We start from the raw sequence: 17,323 nt of genomic DNA, 5'->3' as shown, positions 1-17,323 counted from the left end.
CCTGCGACGAGCGTCGCGGGCCCCGCTCGTCGCCGGGCGACGGGTGTCTGCGTGAAGCCGCCGCCAGGGAGAGCCGGGTGACGGCGTGTCACGAGGCGAGCAGCGCGAGGGCTTGCTTGCGGGCGGTGGCGCGGACGGACCTGCTGAGGGCGGGGTCATGGGTGGTGCGGGCGAGGACCATGCTGCCGACGCACAGTGTGACGATCAGCTGGACGCGGGCGTCGGCGTCCGGGGCGCCTTCGGGCAGGGCGTTGCGGAGGACCGCGGCCATGCTGTGGATGACGGCGGTGTAGGCCCGCCGCGGCTCCGGGCCGGCGCGGGTGACGTCGGAGGGCAAGGCGTACAGCGGGCAGTGCTCGTCGGGGTCGTCGAGCACCTCGTCGCTGAGGTAGCGCTCGATGAGCATGCGCGCGAGCTTGTTCGCCCCGGGCAGCGGACGCTTCGCGCGCGCGAGCCTGAGGGCGAACGGGTTGCAGTCGGTGTAGCTCTGCACGGCCTCGACGTACAGCGCGGCCTTGCTGGGGAAGTGGTTGTAGAAGCCGCCGCGGGTCAGCTTGGCGCGGGCCATGATCTGATCGATCGAGACGGTCTCGAACCCGTGGCGGTTGAACAGCTCGCGCGCGGCCATGACGATGCGCTCGCGCGTGCGGGCCTTGTGCTCGGCGGTGTAGGGCATCGCGGGGCTCCTGGCCTCGTGTAGCACGGCAGAGAATATGTTCTTGAACATATTTAGTCGCGGGCTACGTTCCTCGCGGCGGACACACGAGCCGCACGGAGGATGAACATGAAGATCTACTGGTTCGAGGCCCAGGCCCCGCGACGGGTGCTGGCCCTGGTGAAACACCTCGGAATGACGGCCGAGTTCGTCGAGCTCGATCTGGTGGGGGGCGACCTCAAGACCCCCGCGTACGCCAGGCTCAACCCCAACATGAAGGCGCCGGTCCTCGTCGACGGCGAGTTCGTGCTGTGGGAGTCGTCGGCGATCATGGCCTACCTGTGCATCAAGGCCGGCTCCGACATGTGGCCGGCGCACGCCCCGGCCGAACAGGTCGAGGTGCTGCGCTGGCTCGGCTGGAACGACTGCCACTGGAGCGAGGCGGTCGGCTCGTTCTACTTCGAGCACATCATCAAGCCGGGGTTCGGGTTCGGCACGCCCGACCGCGAGGAGCTGAATGCCAAGGTCGACGGCCTGCTGCGCTACGCGAAGGTGCTCGACGAACACCTCAAGGGGCGAGAGTTCGTGGCCTGCGGGCGCCTGACGATCGCCGACTTCCACCTGGCGTCGATGGCCACCTACTGGCGCGAGTCGGAGATGCCGCTCGCCGATTTCTCCAACGTCGTGCGCTGGCTCGACGGACTGATGCGAATCCCGGCGTGGGTCGACCCCTGGCCGGCAGAGCGGACGCGGCGCGCAACCTGCGGATAGCAGGCCCGCCGGTCTCCTCACGCGAGCGGCCCGGCACGCGGCTGCGACGCCGCGTGAAGCGGCGCATGTGGGAAGGGTCGTTGCCGGGCGATAAGCGGGGGCGGGCGACGATCGTCGTAGGCGGGCGCGGAGCGGCGGATGTGGGAAGGGACGTTGCCGGGCGACGAGCGGGGCGCGCGACGATCGTCGTAGGCGGGCGCGGGGTGGTGGATGTGGGAAGGGGCGTTGGCGGGCGAAGAGCGGGGCGGGCGACGATCGTCGTAGGCGGGCGCGGAGCGGCGGATGTGGGACGCCGGTGGGACGGAGACGCGGTTCAGCGCGCGCAGGCGCCTGTCCTATGCGCGCGCGATGCACCTGTCCTCAAGACCATCTTGTTCGGAGCCACCGCGCCGAGCACGTGAACCGGTAGGGGCCCGCCGAGCGAGGGACCTGCGTCCGCCGCTCCGTGCCCGCCGTCACCCAGGTCTTCCAGGCCCCGCGCCATCAGTCGCGCGAGAGCCACCGCGCCCGCCGTCACCCGGGTCTTCCAGGCCCCGCGCCATCAGTCGCGCGAGAGCCTCCGCGCCCGCCGCCACCCAGGTCTTCCAGGCCCCGCGCCATCAGTCGCGCGAGAGTCTCCGCGCCCTCAGTCGCGCGAGAGCCTCCGCGCCCAGTCGCGCGAGAGCCCCGTGCGCGAGGGCGTCAGGCGGTCGGCAGCGTGAAGAAGAACAAGCTGCCGCGTCCGAGCTCGGACTCGACGCCGACCGTCCCGCCGAGGCGCTCGATGATCCGGCGCACGATCGACAGCCCGAGCCCGTGCCCCTCGGCGCGGACGTTGTCGAGGCGAGAGAACTCCGCGAACAGCCGCTCCTGCGCCGCCGGTTCGATGCCCGGCCCGTTGTCGCGGACCCAGAAGCGGATCTTGCCGTCGTCGAGCTCGTCGGCCCCGAGCTCGAGCCGCGGCGGCGAGCCGCCGTACTTGAGCCCGTTGCTGATGTAGTTCGTCCACGCCTCCTCGATCCACGGCGCGTAGCCGAGGGCCGCCGGCCAGGTCTGCGGCGCCGACAGCTCGCCGGCGTACTCGGTCAGCATGTAAGCCATGCGCTGCTGGACCTGGAGGATGATCGCGCCCATGTCGAGGCGGCTCGACTGGACCTGCTGCTTGCGCACCCCGGCCAGCAGCAGCAGCTCGTCGATGATGTTGGTCGCGGTGTGCGACGCGCGGCGGATGTTCTCGACCACGCGCTCGACCTCGTCGGTATCGACCTCGTCGATGTGCTCGAGCAGGTACTCGGAGTAGCCGACCATCGCCCCGAGCGGGTTCTTGAGGTCGTGGGCGACCGTGCGGGCGAACGCGTCGAGCTCGGCGTTGCTGGCGGTCAGCGACTGGTTGACGCGGTGGAGCTCGTCGGTGCGCTTCTGGACCAGCCGCTCCATGTTGGCGTACAGGTTGGCGTTCTCGATCGAGATCGCGGCCTGCGAGGCGATGAGCTTGAGCGTGTGGAGGCGGGCCTCGGGGAACACCGACGGGATCAGCTCGTTCTCGAGGTAGAGCACGCCGGTGAGCTTGGTCTGGTGGACCAGCGGCGTGCAGAGGATCGAGCGCATACCGCTGCGGGCCACGTAGGCGTCGGTGGTGAACGGGCCGGCGCGGGCGGCGTCCTCGAGGACCACGCTGTCGCTGGTGTGGACGACGTAGTTGACGATCGAGACCGGCACGGACGCGGCCTCGGGCAGCGGCAGCGGGACCTTGAGCGTGTACGAGCCGGTGTCGACCGACGACTCGGCGACCACGCACAGCTGGCCGTCGCGCTCGAGCAGCAGCACCCCGCGGCGGGCGCCGGCGTTCTCGATCATGATCTGGATGATCTTCTCGAGCAGTGGTTCGACCGCGATCTCGGCGGTGAGCGCCTGTGCGGCCTTGATGACGCTGGTGAGGTCGAGGCCCTGGTTGCCGGTGGTCGACAGCGAGCTGGTGATGAGCGCGCGGTTGCTGCTGGCGGTGATCGTGCTGCCGACGGTCTCGGCGCGGGCGGCCAGGTGCGGGTACTTGACGTCGAGCGCGCGGACCTTGGCGAGCGCGCCCCAGCGCTCGTAGCCGTAGCGGGCCTGGCCGAGGTAGACGCGGGCGATCTGGCTGCGGCCGCGGTGCTGGTGGAAGCGGCCGCACAGCTCGTTGGCGATCGCCTCGTGGTGGATGAACTGGCTGCGGCGGGCCCACTCGATCGCGCGGTCGTACTCGTCGAGGGCGACCAGGTCCTGGCCGCGCAGGCGGGCGATCTCGGCGTCGATGATGTGCAGGCGGTGCTGCTCGTTCTCGGGGCACAGCTGGGCCCACGTGGCCGTGACCGCGCGGTGCTCGAGCAGCTTCTCCATCAGCGACGCGCGCTCGGCCTCGTCCTCGGCGAGGCCGTGGCTGGCGGCCAGCGCCAGCGCGGCGTAAAACGGCAGGTCGGCGGTCTGCGGTCCGCCCACCGAGATGAACATCAGCGGCTGGGCGGCGGCGATCAGCGCCAGCGCCTCGGGGTACGCCTCGAACAGCGTCGCCACCATCAGCTTGGTGATGTGGTGCAGGCAGCGCACGATCACCAGGCCGGCCGCGTCGACGCCGCGCAGCCAGGCCGCCTCGCCCTCGTTGTCGCCGAACAGCGGGCCGCCGAACCACCGCTCGTGCTGCAGCGCGTCGACGACCTCGCCGAGCAGCACCAGCTGGGCGGTCGACATCGCGTCGCGCGTGCGCACCATCAGCGCCTGGCCCTGGTCGATCTCTTCGCGCACGGCCGACAGGTCCTCGCCGCGGCGCAGGTTGGCGAGCGCGTGGAACACCGCGCCCTGCGAGGCGTACATGAAGTCGCCGTGCTCGAGGCCGAGGACGCGGGCCTGGTGGAGGTGGTGCAGGCTGTCGCGCAGCGGGCGGGTGTGGCCGGTGTAGAAGCCGACCATGAAGTGCACGCGGCTGGCGACCTCGGTCGAGGTGAAGCGCTCGAGCAGCTGCAGCGCCAGCCGGCCGAAGCGCAGGGCGTCGGCGGGGCGGCCGAGCGGGCCGACCAGCAGGTAGCCGTAGGTCGCGAAGCCGAACGCCGACAGCTCGCCGGGCCCGTGGGTGAGCGACAGCAGGACGTGCTTGAGGATGACGACCGAGCCGAGGCGGGCGTCGACCACGAAGCCGGCGCCGAACGCCTCGTTGAGCAGGCGCAGCACCCCGGAGTGGGCCGGGTCGCGCATCGCCGGGGCGTCGGCCAGCGACTCGACGGTGCGGCCGGCGAGGTTGGCCTCGATCTCGCCGTAGACGGCGCCGAAGGTCGCCATCGTCTCCTCGGGGCCCTCGGGCAGGCGCTCGCCGAACTGCGCGAGCCCGGCGCGGCTGGCCACCAGGCCCTCGGCGAAGCGGCCCTGCGAGCACAGCAGCATGATGCGCAGCGCGAACAGGTCGGCCTGCTCGACCGGCGAGCGGGCGCGGCCGATCAGCTCCTCGAGCTTGGCGTCGGCCAAGTCGACGCGGCCGCACATGTAGTCGCACTCGGCCTGCTCGCGCTGCAGCCCGAGGGTCAGCGCGTACTCCGAGTCCCACGAGGCGTCGGGGAGCACGGCGACGCCGGCGGCGGCGAACGCTGCGCCGGCGGCGTACGCGGTGGCCCGCTTGGCCGCGCGCGCGGCCTCGAGGTTGGCGCGGGCCAGCTGCAGCCGCTCGCGCGGGTCGGTCAGGCGCGGGGCACCGGCGTTGAGGTGGCGGACCACCTCGAACAGCGCGTCGCCCCGCAGCTCGCCGACGTGCGCGGCCTGCAGGCTGCGACCGATCCGCAGGTGGACCTCGTGCAGCGCCTCGGGCGTGCTGAGCGACAGCGCCGCCTGCTGCACGCGGTCGTGCAGGAACCGGCACGCGACCACCAGCTCCGCTGTCTCATTCGCCTCGGGCGGGCCGTCGTCGGTGGCCGCGAGCAGGCGGTAGTTCGAGTCGAGCGGCACGACCAGGCCGGCGTGCAGGGCGGGCCACAGCTCGGCGGCCACCCGCGCGAGGCTGCGCTCGGAGATCCGCGCCAGGCTGACGACGTCGAACTCGTGGCCGACGCAGGCGGCGATCGCCAGCAACTGCTGCGTGTCGGCCGAGAACTCGCGCAGCCGCTCCGACATCAGCTCGGCCACGTTCTCGGTGATCGGCGCGGCGGCCACGGCCGCGGCGTCCCACGACCAGACGCCGGCGGCCGCGTCGAAGCGGATCAGGCCGCCGCGGTGCAGCATCAGCAAGAACTGCGTCAGGAAGAACGGGTTGCCGTGGGTCTTGTCGAACACCAGCGACGCGAGGCCGTCGAGGCGTTCGACCTCGTCGCGCGGCGGGGCCACGCCGGGGCGCTCGCGCGTCAGCGTGTCTGCCAGCAGCGCGCGCACGCTGGCGCGGTCGAGCGGTCCGAGGCTCAGCTCGTGGAGGGCCACGCCGTCCTTGCGCAGCTGGGTGACGGCGGCGCGCAGCGGGTGGCCGAGGTCGACCTCGGCGTCGCGGTAGGCGCCGACGATCAGCAGGTGGCCGCCGTCGGGGTCGGTGAGGATCAGGCGCAGCAGCGACAGCGTGCCGGCGTCGGCCCACTGCAGGTCGTCGAGGAAGATCACCAGCGGCGACGTGCGCGGGCACAGGGCGCGCACGAAGTTCTGCATGACCAGGCCGAAGCGGTTCTGCGACTCGGTCGGGCGCAGCGGCGGCAGCGGCGGCTGGCGACCGATGACGCGCTCGAGCTCGGGCACGAGGTCGACCACCAGCTGGCCGCTCTGTCCGACCGCCAGCTGGATGCGGGTGCGCCACTCCGCCAGCGCGCGCGACGACTCGGTGAGCAGCTGGCGGATCAGCTCGGACAGCGCCGAGGCGAGCGCGCCGAACGGCACGTTGCGCTGGACGAGGTCGAACTTGCCGCTGACGAAGCGGCCGCCGCTGCGGGCGATCGCGCGGTGGACCTCGTGCGCCAGCATCGACTTGCCGACGCCGGCGCCGCCGGCGACCAGCAGGAGCTCGGCGCGGCCGTCCTGGACGCGGGCGAACGCCTCCGTCAGCGCGCGGACGTCGGCCTCGCGGCCGTAGAGCTTCTGCGGGATCCGCAGCACGTCGGCGCGGTCGGCCTGGCCGAGCTCGAACGCGGCCACGTCGCCCGTCTCGTCGAGCTCCGCGAGGCAGCGGGCGAGGTCGGCCGACAGCCCGTGCGCGTGCTGGTAGCGGTCCTCCGGCCCCTTGGCGAGGAGCTTCATGACGATGTCGGAGACGACGCGGGGGATCGTCGGCGTGCGCACCCACGGCGGCACCGGCGTGCGGGCGATGTGGCTGTGGACCAGCTCCATCGCGTCGTTGGCGGTGAACGGCACCGAGCCGGTCAGCATCTCGTAGAGCGTGACGCCGAGCGAGTAGAGGTCGGTGCGCTGGTCGACGACCCGGTTCACGCGCCCGCTCTGCTCGGGCGACATGTACATCAGCGTGCCCTCGAGCGCCTCGGGGCTCGACACCTGCGGCGCCTCGTGGGCCAGGGTGGTCGCGATGCCGAAGTCGATCAGCTTGACGCTGCCGGTCGACGAGTTGACGAGGATGTTGTGCGGCTTGATGTCCTTGTGGATGATGGCGCGCTCGTGGAGGCGGGCCAGGGTGTCTGCCAGCGAGACGCCCAGCTCGAGCGCGCGGCGCAGCTGCAGCGCCTCGCCGCGGATGACGTCGGACAGCGGCACGCCGCCGTCGTCCTCCATCACCAGGGCGAGGCCGTTGCCGTAGTTCTCGAGCGAGTACACGCGCACGACGCCGGGCACGTCGAGCTCGCGCAGGGTGACGAACTCGCGGCGCAGCTGCCTCAGCGCGCGCGGGCTCGGGTACTCGCCCTTCAGCACCTTGATCACCACGGGGGTCTGCTCGTCTTCGCGGACGCCGCGGAAGATGATCGAGTTCTGCCCCTCGTGGAGCCGTTGCTTGAGCGAGAAACGTGGAGAGGCGTCCATGAGTGGAGCGTCGCTGCGCGGAACAGGCGTATCATACTGTTTGGCGGGCCAGGCGTGCGTCTCGCTCGCCGACCCCCTGCATTCGCGCGCCGCGCAGGGCCACGCCCGCAGGCGAGGTCGCCCCTTGACGGCCTGGCGGCGATGACGCGCCGCGTTTGCTCGCGCTGTGCCTCCAGTGGCGCCGCGGCGCGCCTGCGGCACGAAACCGCGCCTTGCTCCATCGCACCGGCGATTCGCGCGATGCGTGCAGCACGGCCGGGCGCGGCCGCGTGTTTCGGTTCTCGGTCGCCGCGCCGCCATGTACACTCAACCATCTTGACCGTCGGCGGCCGTCGTGAGCGCCTCGCCGCCAGGACGATCTCCGGAGCTCTCGCGATGTTTCAGTCACCGTCCGCGCCCGTAGTCAAGTACGACATCCTGAGCCCGGTCTTTTTCGCCGACCCCTATCCCACGCTCCGTCGCATGCGCGAGGAGGACCCGGTATTTTGGCACCCGCTGTTGAAGTGCTGGGTGCTCACCCGCTACGCCGACGTCCAGCGGGTCTTACGCGACACGCGATCGGAGTTCTCCAACTCGAAGGCCGAGCAGTACGGCCTCGGCGCGCCCGAGCGCGTGCGTGACAAGCTCGACGTCTTCAACGCGTTCGTCTCGAAGTGGGTCGCGTTCATGGACCCGCCGAACCACACGCGGCTGCGGGCGCTGATCAGCCGGGCGTTCACGGTGCAGGCGGTCGAGCGCCTGCGGCCGCGGATCCAGAGCGCGGTCGACGAGCTGCTCCGCGCGGTCCGCGAGCGTGGACGGATGGACGTGGTGGACGACTTCGCGGCGCAGCTGCCGATGATCGTCTTCAGCGAGTTGATGGGGGTGCCGCGCGAGGACGGCGAGCGGCTGCGGCAGACCGCGCTCGTCGTCATGTCGCTGTTCGGGGCCGGCATCGCCTCCGCCGAGGCGGTCGAGTCGGCGTACGCCGGCGTCATGAGCTACTACGAATACTTCAACGCGCACATCGCCGCGCGTCGCAGCCGCTCGACCGAGGACCTGCTCAGCAAGTTGATCGAGGCGCGGGTCGACGGCGTCGGCATGACCGACGACGAGCTCGTGGCGATGTGCGTGACCCTGTTCCTCGCCAGCCAGGAGACCACCTTATATATGGTGGCCAACGCGGTGCACACGCTGCTGCTCCACCCCGAGCAGGCCGAGCGCCTGCGCCGGGACCCGCGCCTCATCGACAACGCGCTCGAGGAGATGCTGCGCTACGACAGCCCGACCTTCGGCACCTTCCGTCGGGCGCTCGTGGACATCACCGACCTGTCCGCAGGGGGCAAGATCGCGGCGGGCGACTATGTGCTGAGCGTGCTGGTCTCCGCGAACCGCGACGGTAGTCGGTTCCCCGATCCCGACCGGTTCGACATCGAGCGCCAGGATACTCGTCACCTGTCCTTCAGTTCCGGTATCCACACTTGCCCCGGCGCGGCGCTGTCGCGACTCGAGGGACGTCTGGCGATTCAAACGCTGTTGCGCACGTTCTCCGAGCTGCACCGCGACAGCGACGCGCCGCTCGAGTGGCTGCCGAACATGATGGTCCGCGGCTTCAAGTCGCTGCCGATCCGCATGACCCCCGCCTGAACGGCGGTCGCCTGCGTCCGCCTCGCGCCCCGCCCGAGCCGCGCTCGGCGGGGCGGCGCCAATTGAGCGGACGTGCGGAACCGCCGTGTGTGTGCAGAGTGGCGATTGTACATACAGGCAAGAACCTCGGTCGGCCGACCCCATCGCGGGTGGGCGTCGTTCGGCCGCTGGTCGGGTGCGGTGGGATATTCGGAGCGGGCGCCTGCGACACGCGCGCGCATGAAATAGTTAATAAGTCCCTAGCACTATGATCCTTTGACCTGCTAACATGCACTAATAAGTCGGCGCGGGTGTCGCACGCCGAGCCCGGAAGCGGGCCTCTCAGACACGCAATTGCATCGGACCCGGGGGGGGACGATCGTTGACATTTTTGTTCGGCGCAATCGGAGGTGGGAGATGCTGTCGATAAGTGCGCGCGCTCTGTTGTGGTCGGTCGTTCTCGGGGCGGGTTTCGCGGGGATCGGGGAGGCGCAGGCGGCGGCGCCGACGTACACCCTGTTCGAGAGCGGACAGGTCCGTCCGCTTGCGCTGTCGCCCGACAAGAAGACGCTATTCGCGGTCAACACGCCGGACGGCCGGCTCGAGGTCTACGACGTGACCTGGTGGGGCCTGTCGCATCGCACGTCGATCCCGGTCGGCGTCGAACCGGTCGCCGTCGCGGCCCGCAGCAACAGCGAGGTGTGGGTCGTCAATCACGTGTCGGACAGCATCAGCGTCGTCCAGGTCGGGGTCGGCACGGCCAACCGCGTGACCCGCACGCTGCTGGTCGGCGACGAGCCGCGCGACATCGTGTTCGCCGGTCCGAACAAGAGCCGGGCCTTCATCACCACCGCGCACCGCGGGCAGAACATCGGCTTCGACCCGCAGCTGACGACCCCGAGCGTCGGCCGGGCCGACGTCTGGGTGTTCGACGCCAACAACCTCGGCGCGGCGATGGGCGGCACGCCGAAGACGGTGATCAGCCTGTTCGCGGACACGCCGCGGGCGCTGGCGGTCTCGCCCGACGGCTCGAAGGTGTACGCCGCGGCTCACTTCTCCGGCAATCGCACGACCACGATCGACTCGGTGCTGGTCGCGGGCGACACGCCGGAGCCGAACGAGAACCACGCGGGCATCCCGGCGCCCGGCAACCCCCTGATCGTCAAGTACGACGGCCAGCACTGGGTCGACGAGCGGGGCGACCAGTGGGACGACAACGTCAAGTTCAGCCTGCCCGACAAGGACGTGTTCGTCATCGACGCCAACGCGGCCACGCCGAAGCAGGTCAGCGGCAACGCCGGCTTCTACACCGGGGTCGGCGCGATCCTCTACAACATGATCGTCAACCCGGTCAGCGGGAAGGTCTACGTCGCCAACACCTCCGCGCGCAACGAGATCCGCTTCGTCGGGCCCGGCATCTTCGCCGAGTCCAACATCAACGGCCACTTCGCCGAGAACAACATCACCGTCCTCAACCCGCAGACCCACGCCGTCTCGACCCACCACCTGAACCCGCACCTCGATTACGACGCGCCGTTCCAGCCGCTGCCGAACGAGGACGCGGAGCTCAGCCTGGCGCTGCCGCAGGGCATGGCGATCTCGAGCGACGGCGGGACGCTGTACGTCGCCGCGCTCGGCTCCGACAAGATCGGCGTGTTCGACACCGCCGCGCTCGAGAACGACGCCTTCTGGCCCGACCCCTGCGACCAGATCCAGGTCAGCGGCGGCGGCCCGACCGGGGTGCTGCTCGACGAGTCGCGCGACCGCCTGTATGTGATGACCCGCTTCGACAACGCGGTCGCGGTGATCGACACCGACGACGGCGACGAGATCCAGCACCTGGCGATGCACAACCCCGAGCCGGCGAGCGTGACGCAGGGGCGCCGCTTCCTGTACGACGCGACGTACACCTCGGGCCGCGGCGACTCGGCCTGCGCGACCTGCCACGTCTACGGCGACGTGGACCACCTCGCGTGGGACCTCGGCAACCCCGACGGCGACGTCACGATCGCGCCCGGGCCGTTCAAGACCATCTTCCTGCCCGACTTCCCGATCGACTTCCACCCGATCAAGGGGCCGATGACGACCCAGAGCCTGCGCGGCATGGCCAACCACGGGGCGATGCACTGGCGCGGCGACAAGAACAGCCCGAATTTCCCCCCGAACGCCCAGCCGAACGCCGGCTCGTTCGACGAGGTGGAGGCGTTCAAGCAGTTCAACAAGACCTTCGTCGAGGTCATGGGCCGGACCGAGCAGATCCCCGCGGCCGACATGCAGAAGTTCACCGACTTCGCGCTGCAGCTGACCTACCCGCCGAACCCGGTCCGCAACCTCGACAATTCGCTCACCGCCGATCAGGCGGCCGGCCGCGCGCTCTACATGAACAAGCCGGCGACGCTCGGCATGACCTGCAACTTCTGTCACGTGCTCGACCCGACCGGCAACGCCCAGTACGGCGTCGATCGCCCGGGCTTCTTCGGCTCCGACGGCTCGTACGTCGGCACCGAATTCGTGCAGACCATGAAGGTCCCGCACCTGCGCAACGCCTATACGAAGATCGGCAAGTTCGGCCTGCCGCGCAACGCGTCGATCAATCCCCAGGAGGACGACTCGTTCCTCGGCGACCAGATCCGCGGCTTCGGTTACACGCACGAGGGCTCGATGGACTCGGTGTTCGGGTTCCTCAGCCAGATCGGCTTCGTCGAGGACCCGATCTTCAACCCCGGCGGGCTCGAGTCCGACACCCCGACCGAGCGCCGCCAGGTCGAGGCGTTCGTGCTCGCCTTCGACTCCAACATGGCGCCCATCGTCGGGCAGCAGATCACCCTCACCAGCAGCAACTCCGCGACCGTCAGCCCGCGCATCACGCTCCTGAAGACCCGGGCGAGCGCCGGCGAGTGCGACCTCGTGGCGCACGGCTACTACAACGGGGAGATGCGCGGCTATCTGTGGAAGAACGGCGCGTTCCATCAGGACGAGCGGTACAAGCCCACGCTCACGGATGCGCAGCTGCGGACCCGCGCCAACGCGTGGCAGCAGGAGCTCACCTACACCTGCGTACCGCCCGGCTCCGGCCACCGCGTGGCCCTCGACCGCGACCTCGACGGCACGCTCAACGGCGACGAGAATACGTGGTGCGGCTGAAAACGCGCGGATCCGTCACGTATCGCGTGAGGGGCGATAGCGCGCGAAACCGGCGATCGCGGCCCTCGCGCTGTCGGCATTGGCGCGAGTCACGGATCCGCGCGCCCGTCGGCCGTCGGGTGTTTCGCACGGAGGCCGTCGGTGCGGCGCCGCCTTTGACCCGATACACTGCCCGGCGATGGCGGCCACCGTAAATTCGGCTCTCAAGTTCCAGGTCCTCGCCGAGCTGCTCGAGTCGGAGGGCACGGCGCTGATCTGCGTCGACGGCCAGGAGGTCGTGACGATGGCAGAAGGAAGGGGGCTCGAAGCCATGGGCGTCGCCGATCGGGCGACGCTCGGCAATTCGCTGGCGGCCGTGTTCGCCAGGAGCCCCGAGGTGCTCCCGGTCTGGCGCAAGTGCCTGAGCGGCGAGCGCGTGCGGACCGAGAGCGTCCACGGCGAGGCGTACTGGCTGCAATTGTTCCATCCGCTGCCCGGGCCCGACGGAGCCGTCGCCGGCGCAGCGATGCTCGCCATCGACGTCACCCGCGACCTGACCACGATGCGTCAGGCGCAACTGCTCCGCGAGCTCGTCAACAACGTGCCGACGAACGTGTTCGCGGTCGACCTGCGCGGCATCTGCGAGGTCTCCGAGGGCGGCCTGTTGGCGGAGATCGGCGTGAGGCCGGGGGAGTACGTCGGCCTCAACGTGTTCGAGGCCTACGGCGGCGTGATCCCCGGCCTCGACGAGGCGATGAGCGCGGCGTTCCGCGGCGAGCAGCGTGTGGTCGAGTTCAGCTTCGGCGATCAGCTGTACAGCCAGGCGACGCTGCCGCGCCGCGACGCCCAGGGCAACAGCGCCGGGGCCTTCTGCATCTCCACCAACATCACCGAGCGGCGCCGCGACGAGGAGCTGCTGCGCTCGCAGATGCGCATCATCCAGGAGCAGAAGGAGGCCATCTTGCGCCTGTCGAGCCCGATCATCGAGGTCGGGCACGACGCGCTGGCGGTCCCGCTGGTCGGCTCGATCGACGGCGAGCGCGCCGCGATCATCATGCACGGCCTGCTCGAGGCGATCGTGCACAAGCGGGCCCGCTTCGCCATCCTCGACCTCACCGGCGTCGACACCGTCGACCCGACGTCCGCCGAGCACCTGATTCGCATCATCCACAGCGTCCGCCTGCTCGGGGCCCAGGCGATCATCACCGGCATCCGCCCGCCGATCGCCCAGATCATGGCCGAGCTGGGCATCGACCTCAGCCGCCTGCACACGCTGCGCTCGCTGCAGGACGCGCTGCGCCACTGCAGCGAGTCCGGCGCGCGCTGAATCCGGCGAGTCGCCGAAGTGCCCGCGCATGCTCCCGCGACGCGAGGCCCGCGCGCAGGCGCGCGCCCGCGGTGAGCGCCGGGGCGCGGGCCCCGGCGAGCGGGTGCCGGCGGCTTATTCCCGCTGTCGACGAGCAGCAGGCGCACGGGGCGGAGGCGCCTGCGCAGGCGGTTCGGGGGTACCATGACGAGTTCATGGGATTTTCACGACCGTCTTCATCGATGCGCGAGCGCACCTATCCTCCTCCATTCCCCGACGGCTGGTACCGCGTCGCGCTGTCGACGGAGGTCGGGCGCGGCAAGCTCCGCTACCTCGAGTGCCTCGGGCAGCAGATGGTCGTGTACCGCAGCGACGTCGACGACCGCGTGCACGCGATGGCGGCGTTCTGCCCGCACCTCGGGGCCAACCTCGCCGGCGGGTGCGTGAAGCAGGGTCACGTCGAATGCCCGTTCCACGGCTGGCAGATGGCGTGCGACGGCAAGGTGGCCCACATCCCGTACGCCAAGCGGCTGCCGACCCGCTCGTTGCAGGCGACGTGGCCGATCCGCGAGCAGTACGGGCAGATCTTCATCTATCACCGCGGCGGCTGCACGCCCGACGCCGGCGTGGCGCCGCCGTACGAGATGCCGGCGGTCGCCGACATCGACGACGGCCGGCTGGTGTTCCGCGGCCGGCACGACGCCGGGGTCGTGCACATGCACCTGCTCGAGTTCGCCGAGAACAGCGTCGACTTCCAGCACTTCGGCCCGCTGCACGGCCGGATGTTCGTGCCGTGGACGCGCATGCAGGTGCCGGGTATCGCCATCCGCCACGAGGCGGCGTGGGAGCTCGACATCGACCCCGAGCGCAAGCACCTGGCCTACTTCAAGAACCACGCGATCCTCAAGGTGTTCGGCCGGTTCGTGCAGAGGACCCGCGCGTCGGCGCTCATCACGTTCTACGGCCCCGCCGGCGTGGTCACGTTCCGCTTCACGATCCCCGACCTCGGCGAGATCGTGATGTTCCAGACCCACCTCCCGCTCGGCCCGCTCGAGCAGAAGGTCGACTTCCACTGGTTCGCCGCGGCGAAGATCCCGCGGGTGCTGGTCTCGTACGTGATCGGCAACTGGGTGTCGCAGTGGCAGAGCGACGTGGCGATCTGGGAGAACAAGATCCACCGCCCGCGGCCGGTGCTGGTCCAGGAGGACGGGCCGATCCACCGCCTGCGCCGGTGGTTCTCGCAATTCTACCCCGAGGGCAGCGGCGCCAGGTGGAGCCCGCAGGGCGAGGCGGCGGCAGAGCCTGTCCTCTAGGGCATGGCCTTGGGGTCAGGCGCTGCGGTCGATGATCTGCTGCGGCCGCGCGCCCATGAGGTGCTTGCGGACCCGCTCGGTCTCGTTGCTGCCGACCGAACGGATGGCCTCGCGCAGCTCGAGCTCGGTGACGCCGAGCTCGCGCGTCCAGTAGTCGAGCTCCCAGTCGTGATTGAGGTCGATCTTCTTCGGGTCGTGCGGCCCGCGGGTCTTCGGAGCGTTCTGCATGGACTCGAGTGTGGTTTCCCGGGCCCGGCGGCGCATGCGGGCTCAGGTGATCGCGGGTGCCGTCATTCGTCGAGGTCGTCGGGGCTGTAGTCCTCGCCGCGCCCGCCGGGCTGCGGGCACGCGGAAGGCTCGCGCGCGGGGGCCTCGCCCGCGGGGGCGTCGTCGTGCCGGCCGCGGCCGGTGACGTGCTGCAGCGCCTCGATCCGCTTCGACGCCTCGGCCTTGGTCAGCGCCGGGTCGAACGGCTCGTGGGCCTCCTCGCACAGCGTCTTGAGGTACGACGCCTGGGCGTCGGTCATCCGCTCGTCGCCCGTGACCCAATCGTCGGGGTCCTTCTCGAGGTTGGAGGGGACATCGTGGTCGCGCGGTCCGATCTTCGGGTTGTCCTTGCGCATGCAATCACTATACGGACCGGCGCGCCGCTGCCCACTCGGCGGCCGCGTGGCGCCGGTCGCAGCGGCGCCCGCGGCGGGGCCCGGCGCGGGCGACGGCCACGGCGCGGCCGGCGACAGGCTGCCGGCAATGGCCCCGGTCGCCATGGGGGAGGGGCACGCGCCGCGGCGAGGTCCCGGTCCTGCAGGCTGGCTCGGCGGTGCCGCCGGCGCGGACATCAAGGTCGACAGCACGCGGCCTCGCAGGGAGCGGGAGCTCGCGCGTCGATGTCGTCGCGAGGGTTCATTTCGCGGCGTCGGCTTGCGGCTCGAGACGGTCGCCGTCGCGCACGAACACCTGCCACGGTTCGTGGCCGCGACGCACGGCGATGCGCTGCGGCGCGCGGACTTCGATCGCGTACGCGAGGTCCCGGTCGTGATCCCACCAGACCTTGCGATCGGCTCCGCCGACCTCGAGGAACACCTCGTCGACGGTGTACGTGTCGCAGCGGGGGGCGAAGGTGCTGTGATTCGAGCCGGAGCGGCTGGTCTCGCTGTGGAGGACGATGCGGATCTCGTCGGCGCCCGTGCCGGCCCGCGCGAGCACCTCGGTCCGCCGGCCGGGACACGCCAGCGCGGCGAGGCAGACGAGGAGGAGCGGGTGAAAGCGCGCTGGGCGGCGCATCGGGAAACAGCCTATCACACGTGCTCGCGCGGCCGGCAGGCGCACCTCGAGCAGCTCGAGCTCGGGCGAACGGTCGGCCGGCGAGCGCCGGCGAACCTGTTTCACGCGCTCACGCGGCCGGCAGGCGCACCTCGAGCAGCTCGAGCTCGGGCGAACAATCGACCAGCGCGTGCGGCAGCGCGGGCGGGACGACCACGCAATCGCCGGCGGTGAGCGAGTGGGCCGCGCCGGCGTGCAGGGTGACGGCGCCGGCCAGCACGAACCACAGCAGCAGCTCGCCGTCGTGCTGGGCTGTCGGCGTGGCGTCGGCGCCGTGCGGCCTGACCACCCGCACGTCGGCGACGCCCGCGGTGGCGGCGGCGATGCCGGTGTCGCGCGCGAGGAAGCCCGGGTGGCGCCATTCGCCCCAGCGCGCGCTCGCGGCCTGGTGACGGACGAAGCGCTGGCCGCCGAATTCGCGCTCGGGTCGCAGGTCGGCGGTCGGCAGGGCGAGCGCGTGGTCGGCGAAGGTGTCGTGCTCGGCGGGGCAGCTGACCTCGAGCACCTCGAGACCCGGCGAGCTCTCGAGCACGCGGTGACGGATGTACGGCGGCTGCAGCACGCAGTCGCCGGCGTGCAGCTCGAACGGCGGGCCCTGGTCCTCGTAGACGACGCGCACCCAGCCGCGCAGGCAGTAGATCAGCTGGAACCGGACGATGTGGTAATGCACGTAGTCGGGCACCGGGCCGCCGGCCTCGATGCCGATCTGCGAGCCGATGAAGCGGCCGCCCTGGCGATCGGGGATGAGGTCGCGGTAACGCATGCCGGCCCGACCGACGTGGACGTCGCCGCCCTGGCGCGTGAGCACGAACGCGGGGACCAGCGGCGGCAGGACCAGCGGCGGCTCGGCGGCCACCAGCTCGACGCGGGTGCCGTTGGGCGCGACGAGCTCGCGCGCGCCCCCGGCCAGGCCCGCCGGGTCGTCGCACAGGAGGCGCAGGACCCCGGGTGAGCCCGAGGCGCCGCGCTGCAGCCGAACCCGCAGGCCGTGGCCGCTCAACACCGCCGTCCGCGGCGCGTCGGCCGGGGCGATCGCGTCGACGCGGAAGCCGAGCACGTCGACGAAGAAGGCGACGGCGGGGTCGAGATCGGCGCAGGGCAGGACGACCTCGGCGGCGCGGATGCTGCTGCTCTGGGACATGTTCTTCCAGACCTGTGGTGAAGGACATGTTGAAAAAGACATGTCCGATGAGACCGAGATCGCGCGCCGCTCGACGGAGCGCGGGACCACTCTAGCTCGAGCGGCCGCGACGGCGGATCGGGGGGCCGAGGCCACAAATTCCC

General features: G+C 70.8%; 10 protein-coding genes and 1 pseudogene. 5 read left to right on the top strand and 6 right to left on the bottom strand.

All coding sequences use genetic code 11. The features are described 5' to 3' along the window. Positions 1-88: 88 nt before the first annotated feature. Positions 89-676, bottom strand: a complete 588-nt coding sequence (locus tag K7C98_RS15345) for a TetR/AcrR family transcriptional regulator (protein WP_224192407.1) — start codon at positions 674-676, stop codon at positions 89-91. A gap of 108 nt (positions 677-784) precedes the next feature. Between K7C98_RS15345 and K7C98_RS15340 the strand changes: the two genes are divergently transcribed. Next, positions 785-1,426, top strand: coding sequence for a glutathione S-transferase family protein (locus tag K7C98_RS15340; RefSeq protein ID WP_224192406.1), 642 nt, complete (start codon positions 785-787; stop codon positions 1,424-1,426). Between the two features lie 681 nt (positions 1,427-2,107). On the opposite strand, the gene K7C98_RS15335 is transcribed toward K7C98_RS15340, so the two are convergent. After that, entirely contained in the window at positions 2,108-7,369 is a 5,262-nt protein-coding gene (locus K7C98_RS15335) for an ATP-binding sensor histidine kinase (RefSeq protein WP_224192405.1), read from the bottom strand. Between the two features lie 375 nt (positions 7,370-7,744). Between K7C98_RS15335 and K7C98_RS15330 the strand changes: the two genes are divergently transcribed. The 4 genes from K7C98_RS15330 to K7C98_RS15315 all read left to right on the top strand — a co-directional run bounded on the left by K7C98_RS15330 (position 7,745) and on the right by K7C98_RS15315 (position 14,716). After that, positions 7,745-8,995, top strand: a complete 1,251-nt coding sequence (locus K7C98_RS15330; RefSeq protein WP_224192404.1) for a cytochrome P450 — start codon at positions 7,745-7,747, stop codon at positions 8,993-8,995. 396 nt (positions 8,996-9,391) lie between these two features. Then, the gene (locus K7C98_RS15325) at positions 9,392-12,118 is read left to right on the top strand and encodes a hypothetical protein (RefSeq protein WP_224192403.1); all 2,727 of its coding nucleotides are present in this window, start codon (positions 9,392-9,394) and stop codon (positions 12,116-12,118) included. Positions 12,119-12,296: 178 nt separating this feature from the next. Further along, a complete protein-coding gene (locus K7C98_RS15320) occupies positions 12,297-13,424 on the top strand; it encodes a PAS domain-containing protein (RefSeq protein WP_224192402.1) in 1,128 nt (375 codons plus the stop codon). A 221-nt stretch (positions 13,425-13,645) separates the two neighbouring features. Next, positions 13,646-14,716 carry a Rieske 2Fe-2S domain-containing protein gene (locus K7C98_RS15315; RefSeq protein WP_224192401.1) on the top strand — a complete coding sequence of 357 codons (1,071 nt, stop codon included), beginning with the start codon at positions 13,646-13,648 and terminating at the stop codon, positions 14,714-14,716. 15 nt (positions 14,717-14,731) lie between these two features. Here K7C98_RS15315 and K7C98_RS15310 read toward each other — a convergent pair whose 3' ends face one another. The 4 genes and pseudogenes from K7C98_RS15310 to K7C98_RS15295 form a co-directional block, all read right to left on the bottom strand. Continuing rightward, on the bottom strand, positions 14,732-14,944 hold the full coding sequence (locus K7C98_RS15310; RefSeq protein WP_224192400.1) for a DUF3606 domain-containing protein: 213 nt from the start codon (positions 14,942-14,944) through the stop codon (positions 14,732-14,734). A 167-nt stretch (positions 14,945-15,111) separates the two neighbouring features. Next, positions 15,112-15,339, bottom strand: a pseudogene (locus K7C98_RS15305) (DUF3072 domain-containing protein); the annotation flags it as partial. Positions 15,340-15,619: 280 nt separating this feature from the next. After that, on the bottom strand, positions 15,620-16,000 hold the full coding sequence (locus K7C98_RS15300) for a hypothetical protein (RefSeq protein WP_224192398.1): 381 nt from the start codon (positions 15,998-16,000) through the stop codon (positions 15,620-15,622). 109 nt (positions 16,001-16,109) lie between these two features. Beyond that, a complete protein-coding gene (locus K7C98_RS15295; protein WP_224192397.1) occupies positions 16,110-17,180 on the bottom strand; it encodes a cupin domain-containing protein in 1,071 nt (356 codons plus the stop codon). Positions 17,181-17,323 lie beyond the last annotated feature (143 nt).

It is taken from the genome of Nannocystis pusilla, assembly GCF_020073745.1.
In the GTDB taxonomy this organism is placed as follows: domain Bacteria; phylum Myxococcota_A; class Polyangia; order Nannocystales; family Nannocystaceae; genus Nannocystis; species Nannocystis radixulma.
This window is presented reverse-complemented; position numbering and strand designations above follow the sequence as displayed.

Bases quoted from the DNA above. Each gene is read 5' to 3' on its own strand.
- K7C98_RS15335 (WP_224192405.1), bottom strand. From the start codon at position 7,369: ATGGACGCCTCTCCACGTTTCTCGCTCAAGCAACGGCTCCACGAGGGG.
- K7C98_RS15340 (WP_224192406.1), top strand. From the start codon at position 785: ATGAAGATCTACTGGTTCGAGGCCCAGGCCCCGCGACGGGTGCTGGCC.
- K7C98_RS15330 (WP_224192404.1), top strand. From the start codon at position 7,745: ATGTTTCAGTCACCGTCCGCGCCCGTAGTCAAGTACGACATCCTGAGC.
- K7C98_RS15300 (WP_224192398.1), bottom strand. From the start codon at position 16,000: ATGCGCCGCCCAGCGCGCTTTCACCCGCTCCTCCTCGTCTGCCTCGCC.
- K7C98_RS15315 (WP_224192401.1), top strand. From the start codon at position 13,646: ATGCGCGAGCGCACCTATCCTCCTCCATTCCCCGACGGCTGGTACCGC.
- K7C98_RS15345 (WP_224192407.1), bottom strand. From the start codon at position 676: ATGCCCTACACCGCCGAGCACAAGGCCCGCACGCGCGAGCGCATCGTC.
- K7C98_RS15320 (WP_224192402.1), top strand. From the start codon at position 12,297: ATGGCGGCCACCGTAAATTCGGCTCTCAAGTTCCAGGTCCTCGCCGAG.
- K7C98_RS15310 (WP_224192400.1), bottom strand. From the start codon at position 14,944: ATGCAGAACGCTCCGAAGACCCGCGGGCCGCACGACCCGAAGAAGATC.
- K7C98_RS15295 (WP_224192397.1), bottom strand. From the start codon at position 17,180: ATGTCCCAGAGCAGCAGCATCCGCGCCGCCGAGGTCGTCCTGCCCTGC.
- K7C98_RS15325 (WP_224192403.1), top strand. From the start codon at position 9,392: ATGCTGTCGATAAGTGCGCGCGCTCTGTTGTGGTCGGTCGTTCTCGGG.